Source organism: Kushneria phyllosphaerae, assembly GCF_900312995.1.
In the GTDB taxonomy this organism is placed as follows: Bacteria; Pseudomonadota; Gammaproteobacteria; order Pseudomonadales; family Halomonadaceae; genus Kushneria; species Kushneria phyllosphaerae.
Window position 1 is genome coordinate 814,578 of record NZ_ONZI01000002.1, and the last position, 23,119, is coordinate 837,696.

Genomic DNA, 23,119 nt, shown 5'->3' on the forward strand with positions numbered 1-23,119 from the left:
CGCCTGCAGTGGGGCGGCTCCGGCATACCCTCTTATGGCCAAAAGTATCGCTTTCAGGTACTTCTGCCACCCCATGCTAGACTGAAGTCTACCGTGACCGACGTTTTCTGGAGCAAGGATCGCCATGTCGATCGAAGATCTACACCTCAATCTGCGTAATCTTGAAGTCGAGGATTACGCCAAACTCAAGGTGCTGATGGATGTTGTTTATAACGACATTGGCGGGGCCTGGGAAAAGCACACCATCGATCGTTTGATCGCCGAATTCCCGGATGGCCAGATCGTCATCGAGGATGAAGACCGCATTGTCGGCGTCGCGCTGACCGTATTGGTGGACTATGAAACCTTTTCCAATCCCCACAAGTACGATGACCTGATCGGCAACCGCGAGATCATCCTCAATAACGTTCGAGGCGATGCACTCTACGGCCTCGATGTGCTGATCGATCCGGCCTACCGGGGCTACCGTCTGGGCAGGCGTCTTTATGAAGCGCGCAAGGACCTGTGCCGCTCCATGAACCTGCGTGCCATTCTGGCCGGCGGGCGAATCCCCAATTATTTCGAGCACGCCGCAGAGCTTTCACCGACGCAATATATCGACCAGGTGTCGCGCAAGGAGATCTACGACCCGATCCTCTCCTTTCAGCTCGCCAACGATTTTCTGGTCAAGCGCCTTTTAAAGAAGTATCTGCCCGAAGACGAGCGCTCGCAGGGCTATGCCACCCTGCTTGAGTGGAACAACATCCTCTATGAGCCTGTGGCGCGCGTGCTGGAAACGCGCAAGACCCAGGTACGGGTTGGCGCCGTCCAGTGGCAGATGCGCGAGTTCGCCTCGGTCGAGCAGGTGCTTCAGCAGGTCGAGTTCTATGTGGACGCCATCGCCGACTATCAGAGCGATTTCGCGGTTTTCCCGGAGCTTTTCAACACCCCCCTGATGGGCCTGACCGACCAGTCCGACCAGATCAAGGCCATACACTTTCTGGCCGGCTTTACCGAGCGCTTCAAGACCGAAATCTCGCGCATGGCGGTGTCCTACAACATCAACATTATTGCCGGTTCGATGATGGAGGAAGACAGCGAAGGCAAGCTCTACAACGTCTCCTACCTCTGTCACCGAGACGGCAACATCGAGCGCCAGGCCAAGCTGCACATTACCCCGCAGGAGCGACGCGACTGGGTAGTTGAAGGCGGCGATGAGCTGCGCGTTTTCGAGACCGACGCCGGACGGGTCGGCATCCTGATCTGCTATGACGTCGAATTTCCCGAACTGCCGCGGCTTCTGGCCGAGCAGGAGATGGATATTTTGTTCGTACCGTTCTGGACCGACACCAAAAACAGCTATCTGCGTGTGCGCCACTGCAGCCAGGCCCGGGCGATCGAAAACGAGTGCTACGTGGTCGCCTGCGGCAGCGTTGGCAATGTGCCCTCGATCGAAAATCTCGATATTCAGTACGCGCAGTCCTCGGTCTTTTCACCCTCGGACTTTGCCTTCCCGCATGATGCCGTGATGTCCGAGACCACGCCCAACACCGAGATGGTCATGTTCTCGGATCTCGACCTGACGCGCCTGCGCGTGGTCAGAAGCGAAGGTTCGGTGACCAACCTCAAGGATCGCCGCAAGGACCTTTTCGATCTGCGCTGGCGTGACTGGTCGTGGAAGTCGGGCTCCAATCCGGATTCATATTGATACGAACGGTTGTACACCAACCATTGTCTTTACACGTCATTGTTCTAGACTTTGCAAAGGAACGGCAGGCATACCTGCCGTTCCCCCTATCAGCAGGAGGCGATGATGAAAAAAGTTTTGATGACCGGTGCTACCCTGGCCTTGACCACCCTCTGGCTCGGCGGCTGTGCCGGCGGACCGGACTGGCAAAAGCCGGATGGTACCTCTCAGCAGCTGCATTCCGATCAGGCCGATTGCCAAGTCATGGAAAACAAGGCAGACAATGATCAGACCTATGATGACTGCATGAAGGGCCGAGGCTGGACGCCCAACTGATATCGGTCTGATGAATACGCCATCGCGTCTCGGGCCTCCCCTGTGGGAGGCCTTTTTCATGATGCATTCTGTTGATCGCAAGACGCTCTCGGGGTTGTCATGCCCCATAGGCGCGCCTCTTCTATTCTTGAAGAACAAATGACCTGTCTGCGAGGGCATCATGGGCTGGTGGCAAGAGCAGAAATGGCAGCGATGGCAGGCGCACCACCCACTGCCTGACGCGGCGTGGCGTAACGTTCCATCGAGCCTGCCTCTACTGGCCGGTGTGCCCGAGCCCCTGCTGGCACGGCTGGGCGAGCGCAGCTGGCGGGTGCTGTTTGAGCTGCGTCTGTCACTGCCGGCAGGCGTTGAATGGTCACTTGAAGCGCATCTGCAGATGGCGTCACAGATTGCGCTGATGGGGCTTGGCTGGTCGGATCGGCAGGCCATTGCTGCCCTTGGAGATGCCCACGACATTATCGTGGTACCTGGCGCCTTTCGCCGTCATGTTCAGGAGATGGATGACTTCGGGGTCATGCACGAATTTGACGATGAGCGTGCCGGAGAAACCTCCTGGGGCGGGCCGGTCGTGCTGTCACTGGAGGATATTGAACGCTCGGGAGCGCGGGGCGGCTTCAACGTCATCATTCACGAATTTGCCCACAAGCTCGACATGACCGGCAACATGGCCATTGATGGCCAGCCCGCCCTGCCAACCCACATCAGCGCCAAAGAGTGGTACGACACCTTCATGCGAGCCTGGCATGCGCTGCAGGGCACTCTTGAGCGCGGCGAAGTGCCGGCGGTCGATGACTATGCCGCCACCCATCCGAGCGAGTTTTTTGCCGTATGCTGCGAGTACTTTTTCAGTGCTCCAGAACTGCTTGAAGGCGTCTGGCCCGATCTTTATGCCCTGCTGGTGCGCTATTTCAACCAGAATCCGCTTGAACGCCATCAACGTCTGGCCCCTGCCCTTTGAACCTCCAGACTCGAGCGATAGCCACGCTCATTTCATGACCGCCCGGCGTTCAGGACAGCGGGTAGCGCTCAAACCATTCACGCAGATGATCCAGCAGGCTGCGAAGCCTGGGCGTCACCTGATCGCGATGGGCGTACACGCAGTAAAGCCCCAGCACATCATGATCATACTCCGGCAAAACGCGCACCAGCTGCCCGCTGTCGAGCGCCTCCCTGAGCAGAAAATCAGGCTGTAGCGTGATCCCCATGCCGGCGATGGCCATGTCGCGCAGTACTTCGCCGCTGTTGGCGGTGACCCCGGCCTGGGTCGTGCCGCTGTGATGATTGGTGCCACGCGTAAAATGCCAGCGCTGGCCGTGACGGGCATAGCGATAGTGAAGCCCCTGATGCGACGACAGCTCCCAGGGATGCTGTGGCGTGCCCGCTCGTGCCAGATAGTCGGGCGAGGCACACAGCGTGATGCCGATATCGCCGATGCGCCGCGCAATCAGAGTGGAGTCTTCCAGCTTGCCGATGCGAAGTGCCATGTCAAAACCTTCATCGACCAGATCTACCTGCCGGTCGCTGAGCACCAGCTCCAGCGCCACGGAAGGATATGCCTGCCGGTAATAAGCCAGAATGGGCCCCAGATAAAGTGTGCCAAAGGCATGAGGCGCGCTGATGCGAAGCCGGCCATCCAGCAGGGCCTGATCATCGTGCAGCGCACCTTCAAGGGTAGCCAGTTCGCGCACAATGGCTTCTCCTCGCGTCAGGACTTCCCGGCCGGCATCGGTCAGGCTCAAGCGCCGCGTGGTGCGGTTGATCAATCGCGCGCCGAAGCGCTGTTCCAGAAAGGCAATATGCTTGCTGACCGAAGAGCGTGACATCGACAGATGCTCGGCGGCACCGATAAAGGCCCCCTGCTCTGCCACCTCCATAAAGACCTTGAGTGCTGCAACAGTGTCCATGATTGTTTCCAGATCGAAAACCAATACTCCCTGATTAGCAGGTTTATTCCAAACAAGGAAGTGATCAAACTGCGGGCATTCAAACCTTCAAGGAAAGGCGCTCATGCAAACCACCTCCAAAGCGGTCGCTTCCGACAGCACCAGCATCGCAGGTCATGACATTGCCGCCCTGCTGCTGCGTCTGGCACTGGGCACCATGTTCATTGCCCATGGCTTGACCAAACTGCTGGTCTGGACGCTGGCAGGCACCGGTCAATTTTTTGCCTCGATCGGACTGCCGGCTTGGGTGGCGTGGCCCATCACCGGTCTTGAGCTGGCAGGCGGAATTTTGTTGATTCTAGGCGTTCGGGTACGCTGGGTGGCGCTGATTCTGGCCGCCGAACTGGCCGGCGCCAGCATGCCGCATATCGCCAACGGCTGGATGTTCACATCCACCGGCGGCGGCTGGGAATACCCGGTGTTTCTGGCGGCCACAGCACTGGCCCTGAGCTTTCTTGACGGCGGAAAACTGACCGTTTCCCGTTTCGTCGGACAGCGCTGATCCTTCAATCACTGGAGTTCATGACATGGCACAGGTTTTGTTCATTTCTCATGGCTCGCCCATGGAAGCGCTGGATCAGGGCGAAAGCGCCAGCGCCTGGCGCGCACTGGCCAGCCAGATCAAGCGCCCCTCGCGCATTCTGGTGGCCTCGGCACACTGGTCAGGCTTTCCCATTCGCCTGACGGGCAGCCAGACACCGAAAACGATTCATGATTTTCACGGCTTTCCCGCGCCCCTGTATGACCTTCAATATCCGGTGCCCGGCGAGCCCAGGCTGGCACGTGAGGTGGCCTGCCGATTGAGCGCTGCCGGTCTACAGTCATGGATCGACCCGGAGCGAGGGCTGGATCACGGCATGTGGGTCCCGCTGCGTCATCTATATCCCGAGGCGGACATTCCGGTGGTTGGCATTTCCATCAGCGCCCGCCACGACGCCGACTGGCACTACTATCTGGGCCGCCAGCTGGCGCAGACGCTTGATGACGATACGCTTTTGATCTGTTCGGGCAGCATTACCCATAATCTGGGCGACATGCGCGATGATCGTGATGACGTCTCCGCCTATGTCGATGCCTTCCAGACATGGATTGGTCAACAGATGGCCCTGCGCAACGATGCAGCGCTGCTGGACTATCGCCGCCAGGCCCCGGCCGCGGTACGCGCCCATCCCACCGATGAGCACCTGCTGCCGCTGTTTGTCGCCATGGGCGCAGGCGATACCCGCGCACCGCAGCGTTTCAATGCCGTCGTGTCGCTTCAGGCTCTGGCAATGGATGCCTATCTGTTTGAGCGCACCGCCATTGATGATGCCCCCGAGATGTCGCGCCCGATACGTTCGCTGGTCAGCGTCGGCCGCTAGTGTCGGTGACGGACCGGGGCTTTTTCATCAACCCATTTTTGCGCCTGATCGCAAACGCTCATGGTCGCGGTACGCTGACAGGGAATGTCCTGACAACGACCGCGACTGTGCCGATTGGATCATCCGGCGACACCCTCATGACAGGAAGCCGACATTAAGATGACAGCATCGGTTGATGCCCCTGCACGGCCTGACTAGACTCGTGCCCCTTATCTGGCTGCGGACGGCGTTGTCATGAACAGGCGTGTGTGGCTTGTCATTATTGTAATTGTGCTCATGGTGGCGATGGGCGGTTTCTGGCAGTGGCTTGCCATGGGCGACGCCCTCACGGCCGAAAAGCTCGAGCAGTGGCTGGGCGAGACCATGCGCCTGCGCGAGTCCTGGTGGGCGCCGCCGGCGCTGATGCTGACCTACATGATCGGCAGCCTGATCATGTTTCCGCTGACGATTCTGGTCGGGGCCACCGGGTTGATCTTCGGCCCCTGGTGGGGGCTTTTCTATGCGCTTGCGGGCACCATGGTGGCGTCGACCGCCACGTGGCTTTTAGGGCGCCTTCTGGGGCGAGAGCTGCTGACCCGCTACGGCGGCGATCGGATTCATCGCCTGGCAGACAGCGTCTCGCGCCATGGCATTCGCACCATGATTGTTTTCAACCTGCTGCCACTGGCGCCTTTCACCTTCACCAACATGATTGCCGGGGCGTGTCGCATGCCCTATGGGGTCTACATGATCGGGTCGGTCATTGGCATCGTGCCGGGGCTGGCAGCGGTCACGGTGGCCGGCAGTCGACTGGGCGAGCTGATTCGCTCGCGCAGCCTCGACGATCTCATCTGGCTGATCGCGGCAGTGGTGGGCGTGATGGTTCTGGGGCTGGTCTTTCGATGGGTCTCACGACACCGACAGCAGATCTGACGCTGTCGGTGTCGTGATATCAGGGCTTTTTGCCGCTGGAGGACGAGACGTTACTTTCAAGATCGTCCCGAAGCTGCATCAGGGTCACCTCTCCCGGGGTCATCGAGGTGCTGCCACCGGGTTGAGGAGAGTGTCCCTGCGCCATCGGCGTCAGACTGCCTTCCACCAGCGGCACCCTTTGCCCGGTGGGCGGCACCGGACGCATGCGCGGCGCCACCCGTTTCGAGCCACCGAACACACGGCGAAGCACCGTGCCACGGTGGCACAGCAGGTTCCATTCTGCCTCCAGTCGCGCCCGCGCCTGGTCCCAGGCCGTCTTGTCACTGCCCGATGACGTCTTTTGTGTCTGATGGGCCGCGAGCAGCCCCTGATAGACTGCCAGACACTGATCAGCGCACTTGCAGGTATCAAACCTGGCGGCCGTATCCAGTGCCCCCTGGCGCAGGCTTTGACAGCGCATCGCGTCCGAAAGACTCCCCACTGCCCGTGCAAATGCCTGCTCATCCTGCTCCGGCAGCAGCAGGCCGTTACGTTCGTGGGAAAGCACCTCGCGCACGCCAGTGGCATCAAGCGCCACCACGGGCAGTCCGGCAGCCATCGCCTCGACCACGACCATGCCCTGAGTCTCGCTAAAGGAGGCAAAGGCAAAGCTGTCCATGGCGTGATAGGCATCAATGAGCGACTGCTCCTTGAGCACGCCGGTCAGATGCACCCGCTCTCCCACCCCCATTTGATAGGCCCGGGTCAGGATGGCATCGCGCTCGTCACCATCACCGACCACCATGAAGTGCATGTTCGGGTGATCAATCAGCGCCTGACAGACGCTGCGCGTCAGAAACGGCAGGTTTTTCTCCTGCGCCAGCCGTCCGACATGCCCCACCACGTGCGCGTGTTCATCAATGCCAAAATGGGTACGCCAGCGCTGGCGCGTTCCCTGACCGAACCGTTCTATATCGACCCCGCTGGGCACCACTTCCAGCGGGGTCTGGACGCCACGCTCGCGCAAAATGGTGCGAATGCTTTCACTGGGCGCAATCACGGTATCGCAGAGCTCGGAATAGCCATTGGACAGCGCCAGCGCAAAGCGCTGCATTACCGGAGAATTGCCCGGGACATAGTGGGTGTAATGCTCATAGAGCGTGTGGTGGGTAAACACCAGCGGCAGCCCGCGCCCCTGAGCGACGCGTACCGCCGTATCCCCCAGCAAAAAGGGATGGTTGGAGTGCACGATATCGGGCGCAAAGTCCCGAATGGCGTCATCGAGGGAGCCCGGAATCGTGACCGGCAGGGAAAAATCGCTGCCGTTGAAACGCTGCATGGCGGGCACACGGATAACATCGGTCTCCGACTCGGGCTGGCCGTTGAGCGTGGGCGCCACGACCAGCACCCGATGACCGGATGCCCTGAAACATTCGACGAATCGCTGCACGGATTCGCTGACCCCCCCCACGATGGGGCTATAGGTGTTGGTGAACATCAAAATGTTCAAGCCATTCCTCCTGGTGCTGGCCTGCAAAAATTGAGCCGACGGCTGCACCTGACAAACCTGACTGCGCATACGTGCCGAGGGCCTCGACACCTGCGCGCATTATAGCCGACGGAGTTTAACAGAGCTGTATGGTGCCGGGCATTCCGGCGTAACGAGAACTACACTGCAGGCGGCATCACGACAGGTTGATCCCTGACACTATAAATCCCTGACATCATAAAACAGGATGGCCGGCCACCTGACGGTCGCAGCCCTGACCCTGGCCCCAACCCTGACAAGCTGACCGAAAGATGAAGGAGCACGCCCCATGAGCACCATTTTTGAAGAGATCCGCAAGGACCATGACACTCAGCGCACATTGCTGGACCTGCTGGTCAAGACCCATGGTGACAGCGATGGGCGAGAAGAGCTTTTCCAGCGCGTCAAGGCGGCGCTTCAGACGCATGAAACCGCCGAGGAGCGCTTTTTCTATCGTCCGCTGATGGCCTATGACACCGGCGTTGAAAAATCCCGTCACGGCATCGCTGAGCATCACGAGATGGATGAAGTCATCGAACAGATGGAAAGCACCGACTTCAGCTCGCCGGCCTGGCTGGGCTATGCCAAAAAGCTCCAGGACATGGCGCTTCATCACTTTGAAGATGAAGAGAAGCAGTTTTTCATCTCGGCCGGCCAGAAATTTGAAGATGATGAGAAAACGCGGCTGGGTCAGGAATACCGCAGTGAAATGGAACGTCTGAACAGCTGATCCCCCCGGGTGCCCGAGCCCTTCCGGCAGGCGCCCGCTTTGCTGTTTGGTCTGATGTCAGGGCAGCGGCGGTAGCCGTTCGGCAAGCCCCGCTGTCATGGCATTAATGAACCGGGCAATCCGTTCCGGAACAAAGCGCTGCTGGCGATGCACCACCATGAAATCCATGCGCGGCGTTTCAAACTCGGGCAGCAGTCTTTCAAGCGTGCCCTGTGCCAGCGGCTTTTGTACCTGCCACCAGGAACGATAGATGATGCCGTGCCCGGCCATGGCCCAGTGCGTCACGCTTTCGCCATCGTTGCTGCTCATCGTGCCGCCGACGCGCACGCGGTGTTCCTGCCCGTTTTTCATGAAGCGCCAGTCCTCAAAACCGGCCTCGCGCTCACGCACGACCAGACAGTTGTGATCGGCCAGCGCCTCCGGGGTAGTCGGCCGGCCGGCGCGCTCAAGATAGTCAGGCGAGGCACAGGCAATACGGCGACTGGCCAGCAGACGCCTGGCACGCAGGCGTGAGTCCGGGGCAGGGCCCACGATGATGCCGATATCCAGATCATGAGCGAGCAGATCACGCGGATAGTCGCTGAGGTCCAACAGCACCTCCACTTCCGGATGATGGCGGGTGAACTGCTCGATCAGGGGCGCCACATGGGCGCGACCGAATCCAAAGGTGGCATTGACCCGTAGCAGCCCGGAAAGCGCATGACGCTGCGCGCCCAGCGACGCCTCCAACTCATCAAGCTCCTGCAAAAGCGAAGCCCCCCGCTTTAAATAGTGCTCACCCTCCCCGGTCAGAACCAGACGTCGCGTGGTTCGGCGCATCAACTGAACGCCGAGGCGCTTTTCCAGCTGTGCCAGCCGCTTGCTCACGGCCGACAGCGACAGCCCCAGCGCCTGTGCAGCCAGCGTCATCGAGTCGTGTCGGGCCAGCACCTGAAAAAAATGCAGATCACTGATGGCCTTCATGAACACTCCCGTCGATTATCTACCTGGATTCAATAATCAATTGCGTGAGCGGGTGATTATAAACGCCGCGCGATGCTCTACAGTAATGGTCATGACCCATATCCTGCGAGGGCCCACCATGCTGGAGCTGTTCAAGACCTTCGATCTGGACGTGAACGGTGTCACCCTGCACGGCTGTGCCGGGGGCGAGGGGCCACCCCTGCTGTTGCTGCACGGCCATCCGCAGACACACGTGATCTGGCACCGGGTGGCACCAAAGCTGAAGGATCATTTCCATGTCGTCATGGTGGACCTGCGCGGCTATGGCCACTCCTCAAAGCCGCCGGGCGATCGCGAACATGTGAGCTACAGCAAGCGTGTCATGGCCCTTGATCTGGTCGCGCTGATGTCCGCGCTTGGATTCGAACACTTTTCCATGCTGGCGCATGACCGCGGCGCCCGGGTCGCCCATCGGCTGTGTCTGGATCATCCTGAGCACATCGAGCGCGCCATGTTTCTCGACATTGCCCCGACACTAGACATGTACGAGCGCACCGATCGCGCCTTTGCCAGCGCCTACTTCCACTGGTTCTTGCTGATTCAGCCCGCGCCACTGCCGGAGCGGTTGATCGAGGCCAGTCCCGATGCCTGGATCGAGGAAGTCATGGGCGGTCGCCACGCGGGGCTTGCGCCCTTCTCTACCGAAGCCCTTGATGCCTACCGGGCCGCAATGAGGCTGCCGGGCACCGCACATGCCATGTGTGAAGACTACCGCGCTGCCAACACCATTGATCTTGATCATGACAGCATTGATCGAGATGCCGGGCATCGCATCCGCTGCCCGCTCAGGGTGCTGTGGGGCGAGCACGGCGTGATCGAGAAACTGTTCGATCCCATGACACTGTGGCGGGCCTGTGCCCTTGAGGTCAGCGGCCGTGCCCTGCCCTGCGGCCACTATCTGCCCGAGGAGTGTCCCGACGATGTCATCCGGGAAGCCCTTGCGTTTTTCAACGCTGACTGAGCCCGCTCGGTCAGTCTTTCCTGTCGCCCATCAGAGGAGCTCAACATGAGCCATAACATTGCGGTCATCCCCGGCGATGGCATCGGTAATGAAGTCATGCCCGAGGGCGTTCGCGCGCTGGAAGCGGCCGCACATCGCTTCAATCTGGATCTGAGCTTTTCGGAGTTCGAGTTTGCCAGCTGCGACTACCATGAGCGCCACGGCAAGATGATGCCCGATGACTGGCGCGACCAACTGGGCGGCATGGATGCGATCTTCTTTGGCGCTGTGGGCATGCCCGAGCGCGTGCCGGATCACATTTCGCTGTGGGGATCGCTTCTGCAGTTTCGCCGCGCCTTCGATCAATACGTCAATCTGCGCCCGTGCAAACTGATGCCCGGCATCAAGAGCCCTCTGGCGGGCCGCGCGCCCGGCGACATTGATTTCTACGTCGTGCGGGAAAACACCGAGGGCGAGTATTCAAGCGTCGGCGGCAGGATGTTTGAAGGCACCGACCGCGAAGTGGTGATTCAGGATACGGTCATGACCCGGACCGGCATCGATCGCGTGTTGAAGTTTGCCTTTGACCTGGCCATGACTCGCCCGCGCAAAAAGCTGACGTCTGCCACCAAGTCCAACGGCATTTCCATCACCATGCCCTACTGGGATGAGCGTGTGGTGGAGATGGCCAAAGGCTATCCGGACATCAACGTCGACAAGTTCCATATCGACATTCTGACCGCCAACTTTGTGCTGCACCCGGACTGGTTCGATGTGGTCGTGGCCAGTAACCTGTTCGGTGACATTCTCTCCGATCTGGGCCCGGCCTGTACCGGTACCATCGGCGTGGCGCCCTCGGCCAACATCAATCCCGAAGGCCACTTCCCGAGTCTTTTCGAGCCGGTTCACGGCAGCGCGCCGGATATCTTTGGAAAAGGCATTGCCAATCCGATCGGCCAGATCTGGTCAGCAGCGATGATGCTTGAACACCTCGGCCACGTTGACGCCGGCAAGGCCATGGTGGAGGCCATCGAACGCGTATTGGCCGCAGGCCCTGAAAACGCGCCACTGACGCCGGATCTGGGTGGCAAGGGCACGACCAGTGAGCTGGGGGAAGCTGTCGCCGAGGCAATCAAGGCTGGCTAATCAGCGATGGTCTCGATACAAAAAGGGACCGCAAAAAAGGGGCCGCATCATTTGATGCGGCCCCTTTTGTCTCAGAGACAACCCGCGGGTCAGATATTGAAACGGACAACCGACTGATAAAGACGCCCTGACTGCTCTTCCAGCGAGGAGGCGGCGGCGGCCGCTTCTTCCACCAGTGCGGCGTTTTGCTGCGTCACCTGGTCCATCTGGCTGACGGCCTGGTTGACCTGTTCGATGCCGCTGGTCTGCTCCTTGGAGGCCGCTGCAATCTCGGACATCAGATCATTGACCCGACGCGAGCTCTGAGTAATGGTCGCCATGGTGGTATCGGCTTCATCCACCAGCGTGGTGCCGCTGGCAACCTGCGACACCGAGCGCTCGATCAGCGCCTTGATATCGCTGGCCGCTGTCGCGGAGCGGCTGGCAAGCTGACGAACCTCGCCGGCCACCACCGCAAAACCGCGTCCCTGCTCACCGGCACGCGCCGCTTCAACGGCAGCGTTGAGCGCCAGCAGATTGGTCTGGAAGGCAATGCTGTCGATCATGCTGATGATTTCACTGATCTTGCTGGAGCTTTCGCGAATCTCGCCCATGGTCGACACCACACGCTTGATGACTTCACGTCCTCCGTCCATCTCACTGGACGCCGTCTGGGACAGGCGCGTGGCCTGAGCCGCGTTATCGGCGTTCTGACGCACGGTGGCGGTCAGCTGTTCCATGCTGGCAGCCGTTTCTTCCAGTGACGCTGCCTGCTGTTCGGTACGCGCAGACAGGTCATTATTGCCGGCGGCAATTTCGCGCGCGCCCACATCGATTGACTCACTCGCCTGACGAATGCTGGCAATGGTGTCGGCCAGCTCGGCGCGCATGTGCTCAATATGGTAGAGCAGGCTGGTCCGGTCACCGTTTTTCAGTTCAAGGCGTGTGCCCAGTCGGCCGTCGGCGATTTCACGAACGCAGTCGATGGCATAGGCAGGCTCCCCCCCCAGACCGCGATAGATATTACGGGTCAACAGCAAGAATGCCACCGTCAGGGCAGCACCGACCGCGAACAGCAGCGCGATGTACTGGAAAAGCTTGGCCATGAACGCGTGTTGGATATCGTCGGTATAGACCCCGGCCGCCAGATTGATCTGCCAGGGCGCAAAGCGCTCGACATAACCCAGCTTGGGCAACAACGAATCACCGCTGGCATCGCGGGAATCGTAGTTAACGAATCCACTGCCGCCAGCCAAAGCCTCTTTTAAAAGCTCGCTGTAGACGGCGACGCCATTGGGATCAGTGTAAGTCGACATGTCTTCGCCGCTACTGCGACGCGGGTGATACAGCACACGGGCACTGTCATCAAAGGCAAAAATATAGTTCTGGCGGTCATCGCCAAAACGCAGGCCGGCCAGCGCATCCAGTGCTCGGCGGCGCGCTTCGTCCTGAGTGAACTCCCCGGCACCGGCGCGCTCCTGATAACGCGCAAACAGCGTACTGGCCACGCCCACGGTCGCCTCCAGGCTGCGCTGACGCTCGTCGAACATCATCCCGCGTGCATTCCATGCCATGCTGGTCACTAGCACCAGCATGCCGACCCACATCAGGGCCAGAATGGCGAACATCTTCTTTCTCAGCGTCCAGGTGCCCAGGCTGAACCCGGCGCGACGACGTTGTGTCACTTTCGCGTTGTGGTGAGGAGCCGTGTGCTCTCCCGATGTCATTTCCGTCCAGCCTGCCTGCGACGCCATGTTTCTCTCCCTTCGGACCCCACGTCCATCACCGGCACCGTAATGGCGCGACTCAATGCACAACATCGGCCGACAGTGACTAGACTTGAGGTCATTCAGGACAACAGCGTATCCATTTGACCGAAGGGAGCATGACATGCCTGACATGGCGGATCTAAAAGGGCTACTGGGCAGCCTTGCCAGTGCCATGGGTGGTGAAACGGGAATGCCCACAGGATGCCAGGCCGTGGAAGGTTTCGAGCTGAATCGCTATCTGGGCCTGTGGTATGAAATCGCGCGGCTGGATCACAGCTTCGAGCGGGGCCTAGAACAGGTCACGGCGCATTACGCGATGCGAGATGACGGCGGCGTGGCAGTCACCAATCGTGGCTTTAATCCTGATGACAACGAGTGGGATGAAGCCGAGGGCAAGGCCTTTTTTGAAGAAGATTCCGGCACCGGGCGCTTTCGGGTGTCCTTTTTTGGCCCCTTTTACGCCGGCTATAACATCCTGTGGCTCGATGACCGCTACGAGCACGCCATCGTGGCCGGCCCCAACCACGGCTTTTTGTGGCTGCTGGCCAGATCATCGAGTATCACGCCGGACATGTACGAGCACATGGTCGATTTTGCCCGCCAGAACGGCTTTGATACCAGGGCACTCATGCTGGTGTCTCATGACCATGCATAAGCGCCCTCTGAACATCGCTACCGTCCCACTCATATCTCAGGGCCTTTCCCTGACGGGCCCCGCCCGGAGGATGCTCTGATGGCGTCAAAATGGTGGCTGATGCTGCCGGCCACGCTGTGTGAAATCGGCTGGGCGATGGGCGCCAAGTATGCTCAGGGGCCTCTGGAGTGGCTGAGCACACTGGTGCTGGTCACCCTCAGTCTGGGGCTGGCAACGTGGATGGCACGCACCCTCCCCACCACCACGGTCTACACCGTCTTCGTCGGTCTCGGAGCGATGGGCACCGTGTTAGTGGATATTGCCTTTTTGGGTGCGCCCTTCAACGCCCTGACGCTGATACTGATCATGACCCTGCTGACCGGGGTGGTCGGCCTCAAACTCTACTCCTCCGGTCACAAGGAGGCGTCATGTACTGGCTCGCACTGATCGTTTCAGGCCTCATGGAAGTGATCGGCGTGACCGGCATCGAGAAGTTCAACCGCGGCTCGCGCCGGCAGGGTCTGGCCATGCTGGTGATCGGTTTTGGTCTGTCGCTGGCGTTCATCTCGTTTGCCATGCGCGAGATCAGTCTGGGGATCGCCTACGCCGTCTTTACCGCCATCGGCACGGTGGCCAGCGCGCTGTTGGGCATGCTGTTCTGGGACGAGTCGAGAAGCCCGATCCGCCTGGGCTTCATTGCTCTGATCATTGCCTCGGTGATCGGGCTCAAGCTGGTTTCCGGCAGTCAATGACGCCAATAGAGCGTTACGGTTCTTCTCGCGCCCAGGCCAGCAGCGGGCGAGTGCGTGCATGCATGTCCAGTCGCGCCTTGAGACGCACCATGTTCCAGTAATGCCCGTTGAGCGTGCGTGACAGCAGCATGGTATCGGCCGGCGGCTGCAGTCGGTCCATGGCCGACCAGACCTTCGGGCTGATTTCGCGCAGCCGATAGTGGATGCGCGCATCGCTGAAGTCCTGCGCCCCGGGCTCGAACAGCGGTCGCATGGCGGCCGCCGATTCGCGATACAGCGCCAGCGGTGCTCCTTCGCCCTGGCGCCCGCCCATCGAGCGCAGCGCTTCATCCATGCCCATCGGATCATCCTCGATGGCCGCCCCCAGAAGCTGCATCATCGAGCGCAGCCGCGCCTCGGGCACGCTGATCACCGCTCCCAGGTCATAGACAATCAACCGTCCCTCCTCGTCGGTGGCAAAGTTGCCAGCGTGCGGGTCGGCATGCAGCTCTCGATGCGTGAACAGCTCCTCGGTCAGCCAGTCGCCCAGGTTGGCGGCCAGGGTCTGGCGAACACTATCGTCCAGCCCTTCCGCCTCCCGCATTGGGATACCGGGCAGGTAACGCATGGCGAGCACCCGGTCACCGGAATAATCCGCCAGCGGCTCGGGAAAGCGCAGACCATCGTTGTCGGCGTAACGCGCTCGATAGCGCACCAGTGCCTCGAATTCGGTGCGGTAGTCGAGCTCCTTGCGCAGGCTATCGGCAAACTCGTCAAACATGGCATCCAGCCGGGCCTGGGGCACCTTCATCCAGCGCATCAGGCGCATCATGCGACGCACCTGCACCAGATCCTGCTCAAGCACGCGCTCAAGACCGGGATACTGCACTTTCAAAACCAGCGTCTCACCGTTATGGGTGGTGGCGCGATGCACCTGGCCCATGGAAGCGCTGGCAAAGGGTGTGGGCTCGATATTGGCAAAGGCCGCCTCCAGGTCGCCAAACTCATCCACCAGGGTTCGGCGAATGTCTTCCCAGGGCATGGGGCGGGCCTGACGCTGCAGCCGCGCCAGCTGCTCGGCCAGCGCCGGGGGCAGCAGGTCATCCCACTGGGCCATGATCTGGGCCAGTTTCATGGCCGGGCCCTTGAGCTCGGAAAGCTCGTTGAACAGCTGTTCGCCGAGTACTTCCCAGCCTGCGTCACGCCCCATGCGCGAGCGCAACAGGGCCCCGCCGGTACGCGCGCCCATGCCCAGCATTCGTCGGGTTCTGCCTCGCTCTCTCATTCACGTGACTCCTTTCAAGCGTTAAGGGTCCAGCGCCAAGGGCAACGCTGCACACTGGGTGTCCCTTGCATGATTTACATCCAGCGCTCATCGGCCGTAAAGCAAACCGTGAACCAGCGCTGCTGCGGGGCAATGCTCAGTGCCGCACCGATCTGGGTGCGCACATCGTCCAGCGTTGCCACGCCAGCATTGGCTGCAAACTCGGGCGTGGTCAGGATATGGATCTCGATGAAGTTACCGCGTCCGGTGCGGGCCACATGACTGTAGTAGTGCCTGAGCCCATCGCGCTGCATGACGCTTTCCATCACGGCATGCACCTGTTGGTCCAGCTCGCGGGGCGCAATCAGCAGCACCTCCTTCATGGCCCGAATCACGATGCCAATGGGCACGGGCAGAAAACACAGCGTCAGAACCGCCAGCAGCACCACATCCACATAGGGCGTATAGATGACCCAGGCCGTGCGCTCCAGCACCAGCGACAGGGCAAAGGCTGCGATCAACGCCAGCGTGATCAGGCCCGCCATCAGCCAGCTCTGGGCATCAATGCGAATGAAGACCGAATCAATGCGGGCGTTGACGCGCTTTTCCATGCGGTACATGACAAGACAGATCACGGCCACCACCAGGGCATACCCCAGCGCCGGACCAAAGGCCAGCGTGTGGCCGCCCTTGATGATGCCCTGCACGGCATTGAGAAAGGCATACAGGCATAAAAGCGTCAGAATCGCGCCGTTGAGCGCCGCCACCAGTGGCTCCAGATGCCAGAAACCATGTTGAAACCGGTCACTGCTATCGCGCATGGCCAGACGCGCCACAAAAAGCGACAGCGCCGACATGACCGAATCGATGGCCGAAAACATGCCATCAAAAAGAATGGATTCCGAACCCGAGATCAGGCCAAAAACGATCCCGAGCACTGACACGCACAGCGTCGCGGCAATCGAGCGCTTCAGCGTTTGCTGCTCCAGACGGGCATCCATGACCATTCTCCGAAACGTTCTTCTTCAGACACTTTTCTTCAGGCAATCCTGCCTGGACGATCCTTTTTAAAACGACCTGCTTCAGAAACACCTCTACCCTGCGGTAGCAGGCGTGAATGCGGCCATCCTGGCTTACACTACAGGCTGCCGATTGCATAACAACGAGGGGCGGACATGTCACTGAGCGATTATTTTGCGGAGTTCATCGCCACTGATGAGCTGACAGTGTGGTCGGATTGTGGCGCATTGCCAGGCGTATCGGTGGTCGAGTATGCCCCGGGGGTCATGGCACTATTACCACAGCGATCGCATGAACCACCGGGCGCCACCATTATCTCGGCCGGCATCCATGGTGATGAGACGGCGCCGATCGAGCTGTTTGGCGAGCTTCTGGCAGCGATTGATGCCGGGCAGCTGCGCGTCGGGGCACCTGCCCTGCTGATCCTGGGCAACCGCCGCGCCATTGCCAAGGGGCAGCGCTATCTCGACACCAACCTCAACCGGCTTTTTCGCCGCGAGACCCTGCTTCAGGATGACCATCGATTCGAGTGCCTGCGCGCCCTTGAGCTGATGCATGCCGTGGACCGCTTCGTGGCCGGGGTTGCCGGGCCTGTATTGCATCTGGACATGCATACCGCCATCCGCGACAGCCGCTATCCGCGCTTTGCCGTCGAACCCTTCAGCGACACGCCAACCCCTGACGCCGTCTGGCAGCAACTGGCCGATGCCGGCATTCAGGCCGGGCTTTCACAGCATCAGCACAGCTGGACGTTTTCGCACTACAGTCGCCACTATCATGGCGCTCAGGGCTTTACGCTGGAACTGGGACGCGTGGCGCCCTTTGGCAGCAACGACCTCGAGCCCCTCGCTCCCATGCTGGATCTGCTGCGCGCACGCATCGCCGGCACCCATGACAAGCCTTCCGGCAAGACGCCGCTTGTGCGCTTTGCCGTGGTCGATGAAATCATGCGCGAAAGCGATGACTTCCACCTGTGCTTTGCCGATGACATTGCCAACTTTACCGAATTCCCCCCGGGTAGCCGGGTAGTCCATGACCGTGCCTACGGCGACTGGATCGTCAAGGACGCCCCGGTGCATGTCGTGTTTCCCAATGCCGGTGTCGAGCGCGGGGCAAGAGCACTATTGCTGGCCCGGCCCGTGGCAGCGGCGTATCCTGGTACAGGATGATCCCATCAGACAGGCGCGCACGTGGCGGGCCTGTTAACATGCGCCGCCAAACACCTCGGGTCGCCACATCAAAAAACGGCCTGTTGCATGACTTCATACCACAAATGACAACATTCAGGAGAGTGCCTTGGCCGACGCCTCCATTCCGCTGATCGTCAGCGACATCCATAAACGCTTTGGCAGCAACGAAGTGCTCAAGGGCATTTCGCTGGAAGCCAAAAAAGGGGATGTCATCACCCTGATCGGTGCCTCCGGCTCCGGCAAGAGCACCTTTTTGCGCTGCATGAACCTGCTTGAGCGGCCTGATAGCGGTGACATTCTCGTGCATGGCGAGCCGATCAGCTTTCGTCAGACTCGCCACGGGCGTGAACCAGCCGACCGGAGCCAGCTACAGCGCATTCGTACGCGGCTGTCGATGGTCTTTCAAAGCTTCAATCTATGGGCACACATGACGCTGATTGCCAACGTCATCGAAGCCCCCGTGTACGTGCGCGGCATTCCAAAGGCCCGCGCGATGGAACAGGGCATGGCGCTGCTGGAGCGGGTCGGACTGGCCGACCGGGCGCACTATTACCCGGCCCAGCTTTCCGGCGGCCAGCAGCAGCGTGGCGCCATCGCCCGGGCACTGGCGATGGAGCCCGAGGTCATGCTCTTTGACGAGCCGACCTCGGCGCTCGACCCGGAGCTGGTGGGCGATGTGCTCAAGGTCATGCGCGAGCTGGCCGACGAGGGACGCACCATGATCGTGGTCACCCACGAGATGGACTTTGCCCGCGACGTTTCCAATCAGGTGGTCTACCTGCATCAGGGCATGGTCGAGGAGCAGGGCCACCCCTCCGAGGTGCTGAACCACCCGAGCTCGCCTCGCCTGCAACAGTTTCTCGCACCGCGCGGGCGCTAACCTCAAGGAGACTGCCATGATCGATTTTCAGGGCTATGGACCCCGTCTTCTGGAGGGCGCCCTGCTGACCCTTGAGCTGGCGGTACTCTCGCTGCTGGTGGCGGTCGTGCTGGGGCTTGTGACCGCCAGCGCCCGTCTGTCACGCCTGGCCGTACTGCGCCTGCCGGCCATCATCTACACCGTGATCATTCGCGGCGTGCCGGACCTGGTGCTGATGCTGCTGCTGTTTTATGGCGCCCAGATCGGCATCAACCAGATCACCGACATGATCTATGACCGTTGGGGCTGGGACATTTTCATCAATATTGACCCGTTTGTGGCCGGTGTAATCACCATCGGGCTGATCTTTGGGGCCTACATGGCCGAAACCTTTCGCGGCGCCTTTCTGGCCGTGGATCAGGGCCAGATCGAGGCCGCCGAATCCTTTGGAATGAGCCCATGGCTACTGTTTCGCCACATCCGCTTTCCGCTGATGATGCGCCACGCCCTGCCGGGTCTGGGCAACAACTGGATGGTGCTGTTAAAGACCACGGCCCTGGTGTCGATCATTGGCCTGTCCGACATGGTGCGCGTCGCCGCCGAGGCCACACGGGCCACCCACCAGACCTTTTTGTTCATGATTCCGGTAGCGCTCGGGTATCTGGCCATCACATCACTGTCGGAAATCGGCATGCAGTGGTTGAAAAAACGCTATAACGCCGGCTTTGAGGAGGCGTCATAATGCAGGAGCTTCTTCAGTCTCTCGCCCCATGGCTCAGTGACAACGCCATCTTCACACCGGCCACGCTTGCCCAGTACTGGGGCGGCTTCGTCAACACCGTTCAGCTGGTCTTTATCTCGCTGGTGATTGGCCTGTTTCTGGCCGTACCGCTGTCCATTGGCCGCGCCAGCCCGATCTGGATCGTACGCAAGAGCATCTGGCTCTATACGTGGATCTTTCGTGGCACCCCGCTTCTGATCCAGCTCTACATTGCCTATTACGGCCTGGCCTTCATCCCGGGCGTACAGGACAGTGCAATATGGCCGCTGATCAAGGACCCGCTCTATCCGGCGCTGCTGGCCTTTCTGCTCAATACGGCGGCCTATACCACCGAGATCTTCTATGGAGCGATCAAGGCCACACCCAGAGGCGAGCTTGAAGCGGCACGCGCCTACGGCATGTCACCGATGCTGGCCTATCGGCGCATCATCCTGCCCAGCGCCCTGCGTCGCGCGCTGCCGGCCTACGGCAACGAAGTCATCTTCATGCTGCACGCCAGTGCCATTGCCAGTGTCGTGACCATTGCCGATCTGACCGGCGTGGCCTACAACATCTATTCGCGCTATTACGCGCCCTTCTCGGCGTTCATTTTTGTGGCGCTGTGCTACATGGTGCTGAGCTTTTCCATTCAGGGCATTTTCAGACTGCTGGAAAAACGCATGCTGGCCCATTTACAGCCCCGCTGATGTCTACCAGACATCACCAGGATCTTCCTTACATGCGGTTACAGCACTTGCATCCGCCCGGTAGATCATGGTGATAATCCAGCGTCGACCCGGTGCGCCGGGCGGTCCTTTTAAAAAGAGAGACAATGATGAAAAGACTACTGACGGTTTCACTGCTGGGGGCAGCCATTGCTGCAGGCTCGGCTCAGGCGCGTGATGAAGATACGGTGCGTATCGGAGTGGATATTCCCTATGTGCCCATGGAATACCGCACGCCTTCCGGCGAGCTGGCAGGCTTTGATATTGAACTGGGCAACGCCCTGTGCAAGCAGGCCGAGCTCAAGTGTAACTGGGTCGAACAGGGATGGGACGGCATTATTCCGGGTCTGATGTCCCGCAAGTTCGACGCCATCATGTCCTCGATGACCATTAATGAAGAACGCCGTCAGCAGGTGCTTTTCTCTGATCCGTACCTGGTGCCGCCCTCGGCCTGGTTTGCGCCCACTTCAACGAAGATGGCAGGCGTTGCCTCCAGCGATCTCAAGGGCAAGAACATCGGCGTGCAGCGTGGCACCGTGCAGGACAACTACGTGACCGACAAGTTTGGCGATGTGGCCAACATTCAGCGCTATGCCAGTGCCGATGATGTGGCCGTCGACATGGAAACCGGGCGGCTGGACATCGCATTTCTGGACTACCCCACCGGTCAGGCTGCGCTGCTCAAGGGCGGCAAGTACAAGACCATGGGCGAGATGATGACCGAACCGAAAGAGTACTTCGGTGATGGCTTTGGTATTGCCTTTCGCCAGCGTGACAAGGCCCTGGCTGAAAAATTCGACAAGGCACTGGCCACATTGAAGTCCAACGGTACCTACGATGAGATCCACGACAAGTACTTCAATGAAGACGGCACCAACGCCCCGCAGCCCGACCAGAACTGACAGCGACCCGGCAGTCCTTTTGCCGTAAACGAAAAGGCCCCGTCATTGACGGGGCCTTTTCATGGGCGGTCATGTCCGCCATGAGCATAATGCCAGAACGATCAGGCCGGCGCGCCGGTCAGCATGGCCCCTGAGGTGCCCGGCTCTGCCGGCTCATCCACGGCAAAGATACCGCCGGAGAGTCTGCGTACCCGCTTCATGAACAGCGCCAGTGCCACGGCGGTGCCCAGCGCGGCCACAATATAGGCCACGGTCAGGGGCAGTCCGAAACCGATCGGTGCCCAGGCAATGTAGGTAAACGTCGCCATGGTCATGAACAGCGCCGGGAGCAGCGTCATCCAGTAAGCCTTTTTGGCCAGAATCAGGTACATGGTAGCGACCCACAGTGCGATGACGGCGGTGGTCTGGTTGGCCCAGGAGAAATAGCGCCACAGCAGCGTAAAGTCCATATGGGTCAGCCCATAGGAGATCACGAACAGCGGAGCCGCCACCATGATGCGTTTGGCCATCGGACGCTGAGCGATGTGGAGATAGTCGGCAATGATCATGCGCGCGCTGCGAAACGCAGTATCGCCCGAAGTGATCGGCAATACGATAACGCCCAGTACGGCCAGCGTACCGCCTACCGCGCCCAGCAGATTCACCGACACGCTCTGTACCACGGCGGCCGGGCCACCCTGTGCCAGTACCTGAGAGAGGCTGTTGTCGCCATGGAACAGGCTCATGGCAGCCGCCGCCCAGATCATGGCGATGACGCCTTCAGTGATCATCATGCCGTAAAAAATCTTGCGGCCGTTGTTCTCATTGCCGGTAGTGCGCGAAATGATCGGCGTCTGGGTGGCGTGAAAGCCGGACAGCGCGCCACAGGAAATGGTCAGAAACAGCAGCGGAAAGATGGGGGCGCCGTCCGGATGCATGTTGGAGAAATTCAGTTCCGGAATCGGGGCGCCACGTACGATCATCATGATGCCGATTCCGGCAGCACTGAACAGCAAAAGCGCGCCAAACCAGGGGTAGATACGTCCGATGACCTTGTCGATGGGCAGAAGCGTGGCGATCAGATAGTAGGCAAAAATGGCCAGCGTGATGACCGTCAGCGAGACCGGCAGCATGTTGGCCAAAAGCGTCGCCGGTGCGGTCACAAAGACAGTACCCACCAGCAACAGCAACAGCAGCGCAAAGAAGTTCACCACATGCTTCATCACCCGGCCCAGAAACTTGCCGGCCAGCTGCGGCAGGTGGGCACCGTGATTGCGAATCGAGATCATGCCGGTGAGATAGTCATGCACGGCGCCGGCGAAGATGCAGCCCACCACGATCCAGATAAAGGCCACCGGGCCATAAAGCGCGCCAAGAATCGGCCCGAAGATCGGTCCGACACCGGCGATGTTTAGAAGCTGGATCAGCGCGTTGCGCTTGGTGCCCATGGGCAGATAATCGATATCATCGCGCAGGGTATGTGCCGGTGTGGGACGGCGGTGATTGGATTCGAAAACGTGTTCCACAAACTTGCCGTAGGTAAAATACCCCACGACAAGCAGCAGGATCCCGGCCAGAAAGGTCACCATATCAACATTCTCCTTGACCCTTGCGCACGCCATCTCCTGAATCGTCTCGATCCGGCCAGCGCGGCCAAGGTTGCCTGTGAGGTTTTTGTAACCTGCAGAGCTTATTCACACGCTGGAGAGGTCAACAGATGGACCTTGGTTGTATAGACCAAGGTCGCAGTCCTGAAAGTGTTTG

At 60.1% G+C, this 23,119-nt stretch carries 24 protein-coding genes; 17 read left to right on the top strand and 7 right to left on the bottom strand.

Annotated elements, in window-relative coordinates; genetic code table 11:
* Window positions 1-124 precede the first annotated feature (124 nt).
* From KSP9073_RS09655 to KSP9073_RS09665, 3 genes are all read left to right on the top strand, one after another.
* Window positions 125-1,687 carry a bifunctional GNAT family N-acetyltransferase/carbon-nitrogen hydrolase family protein gene (locus KSP9073_RS09655; RefSeq protein ID WP_108842731.1) on the top strand — a complete coding sequence of 521 codons (1,563 nt, stop codon included), beginning with the start codon at window positions 125-127 and terminating at the stop codon, window positions 1,685-1,687.
* Window positions 1,688-1,792: 105 nt separating this feature from the next.
* Window positions 1,793-2,002, top strand: coding sequence for a hypothetical protein (locus KSP9073_RS09660; RefSeq protein WP_108842732.1), 210 nt, complete (start codon window positions 1,793-1,795; stop codon window positions 2,000-2,002).
* Window positions 2,003-2,162: 160 nt separating this feature from the next.
* Window positions 2,163-2,960, top strand: coding sequence for a M90 family metallopeptidase (locus KSP9073_RS09665; RefSeq protein ID WP_108842733.1), 798 nt, complete (start codon window positions 2,163-2,165; stop codon window positions 2,958-2,960).
* 49 nt (window positions 2,961-3,009) lie between these two features.
* Here the strand turns inward: KSP9073_RS09665 and KSP9073_RS09670 are convergent, their stop codons facing one another.
* Window positions 3,010-3,906, bottom strand: coding sequence for a LysR family transcriptional regulator (locus tag KSP9073_RS09670; RefSeq protein WP_133241011.1), 897 nt, complete (start codon window positions 3,904-3,906; stop codon window positions 3,010-3,012).
* A gap of 103 nt (window positions 3,907-4,009) precedes the next feature.
* Between KSP9073_RS09670 and KSP9073_RS09675 the strand changes: the two genes are divergently transcribed.
* The 3 genes from KSP9073_RS09675 (at window position 4,010) to KSP9073_RS09685 (ending at window position 6,218) form a co-directional block, all read left to right on the top strand.
* Window positions 4,010-4,447 (top strand): DoxX family protein, encoded by a 438-nt coding sequence (locus tag KSP9073_RS09675; RefSeq protein ID WP_108842735.1) that lies wholly within the window; start codon window positions 4,010-4,012, stop codon window positions 4,445-4,447.
* A gap of 25 nt (window positions 4,448-4,472) precedes the next feature.
* Window positions 4,473-5,306 (top strand): dioxygenase family protein, encoded by an 834-nt coding sequence (locus KSP9073_RS09680; protein ID WP_108842736.1) that lies wholly within the window; start codon window positions 4,473-4,475, stop codon window positions 5,304-5,306.
* Window positions 5,307-5,540: 234 nt separating this feature from the next.
* Complete coding sequence (locus KSP9073_RS09685) at window positions 5,541-6,218, top strand: TVP38/TMEM64 family protein (RefSeq protein ID WP_108842737.1); 678 nt, start codon at window positions 5,541-5,543, stop codon at window positions 6,216-6,218.
* A gap of 19 nt (window positions 6,219-6,237) precedes the next feature.
* Here KSP9073_RS09685 and KSP9073_RS09690 read toward each other — a convergent pair whose 3' ends face one another.
* Entirely contained in the window at window positions 6,238-7,707 is a 1,470-nt protein-coding gene (locus KSP9073_RS09690) for a glycosyltransferase (RefSeq protein WP_108842738.1), read from the bottom strand.
* Window positions 7,708-8,014: 307 nt separating this feature from the next.
* Here KSP9073_RS09690 and KSP9073_RS09695 point away from each other — a divergent pair, with 307 nt between their 5' ends.
* A complete protein-coding gene (locus KSP9073_RS09695; protein ID WP_108842739.1) occupies window positions 8,015-8,455 on the top strand; it encodes a hemerythrin domain-containing protein in 441 nt (146 codons plus the stop codon).
* A 57-nt stretch (window positions 8,456-8,512) separates the two neighbouring features.
* Here the strand turns inward: KSP9073_RS09695 and KSP9073_RS09700 are convergent, their stop codons facing one another.
* Complete coding sequence (locus tag KSP9073_RS09700) at window positions 8,513-9,418, bottom strand: LysR family transcriptional regulator (RefSeq protein WP_108842740.1); 906 nt, start codon at window positions 9,416-9,418, stop codon at window positions 8,513-8,515.
* Window positions 9,419-9,509: 91 nt separating this feature from the next.
* Here KSP9073_RS09700 and KSP9073_RS09705 point away from each other — a divergent pair, with 91 nt between their 5' ends.
* On the top strand, window positions 9,510-10,418 hold the full coding sequence (locus tag KSP9073_RS09705; RefSeq protein WP_243409176.1) for an alpha/beta fold hydrolase: 909 nt from the start codon (window positions 9,510-9,512) through the stop codon (window positions 10,416-10,418).
* A 45-nt stretch (window positions 10,419-10,463) separates the two neighbouring features.
* The gene (locus KSP9073_RS09710; RefSeq protein WP_108842742.1) at window positions 10,464-11,543 is read left to right on the top strand and encodes a tartrate dehydrogenase; all 1,080 of its coding nucleotides are present in this window, start codon (window positions 10,464-10,466) and stop codon (window positions 11,541-11,543) included.
* An 89-nt stretch (window positions 11,544-11,632) separates the two neighbouring features.
* Here KSP9073_RS09710 and KSP9073_RS09715 read toward each other — a convergent pair whose 3' ends face one another.
* Window positions 11,633-13,276, bottom strand: coding sequence for a methyl-accepting chemotaxis protein (locus KSP9073_RS09715; RefSeq protein WP_279310056.1), 1,644 nt, complete (start codon window positions 13,274-13,276; stop codon window positions 11,633-11,635).
* Between the two features lie 136 nt (window positions 13,277-13,412).
* Between KSP9073_RS09715 and KSP9073_RS09720 the strand changes: the two genes are divergently transcribed.
* The 3 genes from KSP9073_RS09720 to KSP9073_RS09730 all read left to right on the top strand — a co-directional run bounded on the left by KSP9073_RS09720 (window position 13,413) and on the right by KSP9073_RS09730 (window position 14,677).
* Entirely contained in the window at window positions 13,413-13,946 is a 534-nt protein-coding gene (locus tag KSP9073_RS09720) for a lipocalin family protein (protein ID WP_243409177.1), read from the top strand.
* Window positions 13,947-14,024: 78 nt separating this feature from the next.
* A complete protein-coding gene (locus tag KSP9073_RS09725) occupies window positions 14,025-14,372 on the top strand; it encodes a DMT family transporter (protein WP_108842744.1) in 348 nt (115 codons plus the stop codon).
* Entirely contained in the window at window positions 14,354-14,677 is a 324-nt protein-coding gene (locus KSP9073_RS09730; protein ID WP_108842745.1) for a DMT family transporter, read from the top strand. The genes KSP9073_RS09725 and KSP9073_RS09730 overlap by 19 nt, the downstream gene beginning before the upstream one ends.
* A gap of 13 nt (window positions 14,678-14,690) precedes the next feature.
* On the opposite strand, the gene KSP9073_RS09735 is transcribed toward KSP9073_RS09730, so the two are convergent.
* Together KSP9073_RS09735 and KSP9073_RS09740 are read right to left on the bottom strand one after the other, a co-directional pair.
* Entirely contained in the window at window positions 14,691-15,941 is a 1,251-nt protein-coding gene (locus KSP9073_RS09735; RefSeq protein WP_108842746.1) for an ABC1 kinase family protein, read from the bottom strand.
* 74 nt (window positions 15,942-16,015) lie between these two features.
* Window positions 16,016-16,921: a cation diffusion facilitator family transporter gene (locus KSP9073_RS09740; protein ID WP_108842828.1), complete on the bottom strand. Its 906-nt coding sequence runs from the start codon at window positions 16,919-16,921 to the stop codon at window positions 16,016-16,018.
* Between the two features lie 174 nt (window positions 16,922-17,095).
* On the opposite strand from KSP9073_RS09740, the gene KSP9073_RS09745 reads away from it, so the two are divergent.
* The 5 genes from KSP9073_RS09745 to KSP9073_RS09765 all read left to right on the top strand — a co-directional run bounded on the left by KSP9073_RS09745 (window position 17,096) and on the right by KSP9073_RS09765 (window position 21,376).
* A complete protein-coding gene (locus tag KSP9073_RS09745; RefSeq protein ID WP_108842747.1) occupies window positions 17,096-18,109 on the top strand; it encodes a succinylglutamate desuccinylase in 1,014 nt (337 codons plus the stop codon).
* Between the two features lie 127 nt (window positions 18,110-18,236).
* Complete coding sequence (locus KSP9073_RS09750; protein ID WP_108842748.1) at window positions 18,237-19,010, top strand: ABC transporter ATP-binding protein; 774 nt, start codon at window positions 18,237-18,239, stop codon at window positions 19,008-19,010.
* 16 nt (window positions 19,011-19,026) lie between these two features.
* Window positions 19,027-19,731, top strand: a complete 705-nt coding sequence (locus KSP9073_RS09755; protein ID WP_108842749.1) for an ABC transporter permease — start codon at window positions 19,027-19,029, stop codon at window positions 19,729-19,731.
* Entirely contained in the window at window positions 19,731-20,456 is a 726-nt protein-coding gene (locus KSP9073_RS09760; protein ID WP_108842750.1) for an ABC transporter permease, read from the top strand. Before KSP9073_RS09755 ends, KSP9073_RS09760 begins: the two co-directional genes overlap by 1 nt.
* A 128-nt stretch (window positions 20,457-20,584) precedes the next feature.
* Window positions 20,585-21,376 (top strand): transporter substrate-binding domain-containing protein, encoded by a 792-nt coding sequence (locus KSP9073_RS09765; protein ID WP_108842829.1) that lies wholly within the window; start codon window positions 20,585-20,587, stop codon window positions 21,374-21,376.
* Window positions 21,377-21,477: 101 nt separating this feature from the next.
* On the opposite strand, the gene KSP9073_RS09770 is transcribed toward KSP9073_RS09765, so the two are convergent.
* The gene (locus KSP9073_RS09770) at window positions 21,478-22,944 is read right to left on the bottom strand and encodes a carbon starvation CstA family protein (RefSeq protein WP_108842751.1); all 1,467 of its coding nucleotides are present in this window, start codon (window positions 22,942-22,944) and stop codon (window positions 21,478-21,480) included.
* Window positions 22,945-23,119 lie beyond the last annotated feature (175 nt).

Bases quoted from the DNA above. Each gene is read 5' to 3' on its own strand.
- KSP9073_RS09715 (WP_279310056.1), bottom strand. From the start codon at position 13,276: ATGGCGTCGCAGGCAGGCTGGACGGAAATGACATCGGGAGAGCACACG.
- KSP9073_RS09705 (WP_243409176.1), top strand. From the start codon at position 9,510: ATGACCCATATCCTGCGAGGGCCCACCATGCTGGAGCTGTTCAAGACC.
- KSP9073_RS09735 (WP_108842746.1), bottom strand. From the start codon at position 15,941: ATGAGAGAGCGAGGCAGAACCCGACGAATGCTGGGCATGGGCGCGCGT.
- KSP9073_RS09765 (WP_108842829.1), top strand. From the start codon at position 20,585: ATGAAAAGACTACTGACGGTTTCACTGCTGGGGGCAGCCATTGCTGCA.
- KSP9073_RS09680 (WP_108842736.1), top strand. From the start codon at position 4,473: ATGGCACAGGTTTTGTTCATTTCTCATGGCTCGCCCATGGAAGCGCTG.
- KSP9073_RS09695 (WP_108842739.1), top strand. From the start codon at position 8,015: ATGAGCACCATTTTTGAAGAGATCCGCAAGGACCATGACACTCAGCGC.
- KSP9073_RS09730 (WP_108842745.1), top strand. From the start codon at position 14,354: ATGTACTGGCTCGCACTGATCGTTTCAGGCCTCATGGAAGTGATCGGC.
- KSP9073_RS09655 (WP_108842731.1), top strand. From the start codon at position 125: ATGTCGATCGAAGATCTACACCTCAATCTGCGTAATCTTGAAGTCGAG.
- KSP9073_RS09675 (WP_108842735.1), top strand. From the start codon at position 4,010: ATGCAAACCACCTCCAAAGCGGTCGCTTCCGACAGCACCAGCATCGCA.
- KSP9073_RS09720 (WP_243409177.1), top strand. From the start codon at position 13,413: ATGCCTGACATGGCGGATCTAAAAGGGCTACTGGGCAGCCTTGCCAGT.
- KSP9073_RS09700 (WP_108842740.1), bottom strand. From the start codon at position 9,418: ATGAAGGCCATCAGTGATCTGCATTTTTTTCAGGTGCTGGCCCGACAC.
- KSP9073_RS09740 (WP_108842828.1), bottom strand. From the start codon at position 16,921: ATGGATGCCCGTCTGGAGCAGCAAACGCTGAAGCGCTCGATTGCCGCG.
- KSP9073_RS09725 (WP_108842744.1), top strand. From the start codon at position 14,025: ATGGCGTCAAAATGGTGGCTGATGCTGCCGGCCACGCTGTGTGAAATC.
- KSP9073_RS09670 (WP_133241011.1), bottom strand. From the start codon at position 3,906: ATGGACACTGTTGCAGCACTCAAGGTCTTTATGGAGGTGGCAGAGCAG.
- KSP9073_RS09760 (WP_108842750.1), top strand. From the start codon at position 19,731: ATGCAGGAGCTTCTTCAGTCTCTCGCCCCATGGCTCAGTGACAACGCC.
- KSP9073_RS09770 (WP_108842751.1), bottom strand. From the start codon at position 22,944: ATGGTGACCTTTCTGGCCGGGATCCTGCTGCTTGTCGTGGGGTATTTT.
- KSP9073_RS09745 (WP_108842747.1), top strand. From the start codon at position 17,096: ATGTCACTGAGCGATTATTTTGCGGAGTTCATCGCCACTGATGAGCTG.
- KSP9073_RS09710 (WP_108842742.1), top strand. From the start codon at position 10,464: ATGAGCCATAACATTGCGGTCATCCCCGGCGATGGCATCGGTAATGAA.
- KSP9073_RS09660 (WP_108842732.1), top strand. From the start codon at position 1,793: ATGAAAAAAGTTTTGATGACCGGTGCTACCCTGGCCTTGACCACCCTC.
- KSP9073_RS09755 (WP_108842749.1), top strand. From the start codon at position 19,027: ATGATCGATTTTCAGGGCTATGGACCCCGTCTTCTGGAGGGCGCCCTG.
- KSP9073_RS09685 (WP_108842737.1), top strand. From the start codon at position 5,541: ATGAACAGGCGTGTGTGGCTTGTCATTATTGTAATTGTGCTCATGGTG.
- KSP9073_RS09665 (WP_108842733.1), top strand. From the start codon at position 2,163: ATGGGCTGGTGGCAAGAGCAGAAATGGCAGCGATGGCAGGCGCACCAC.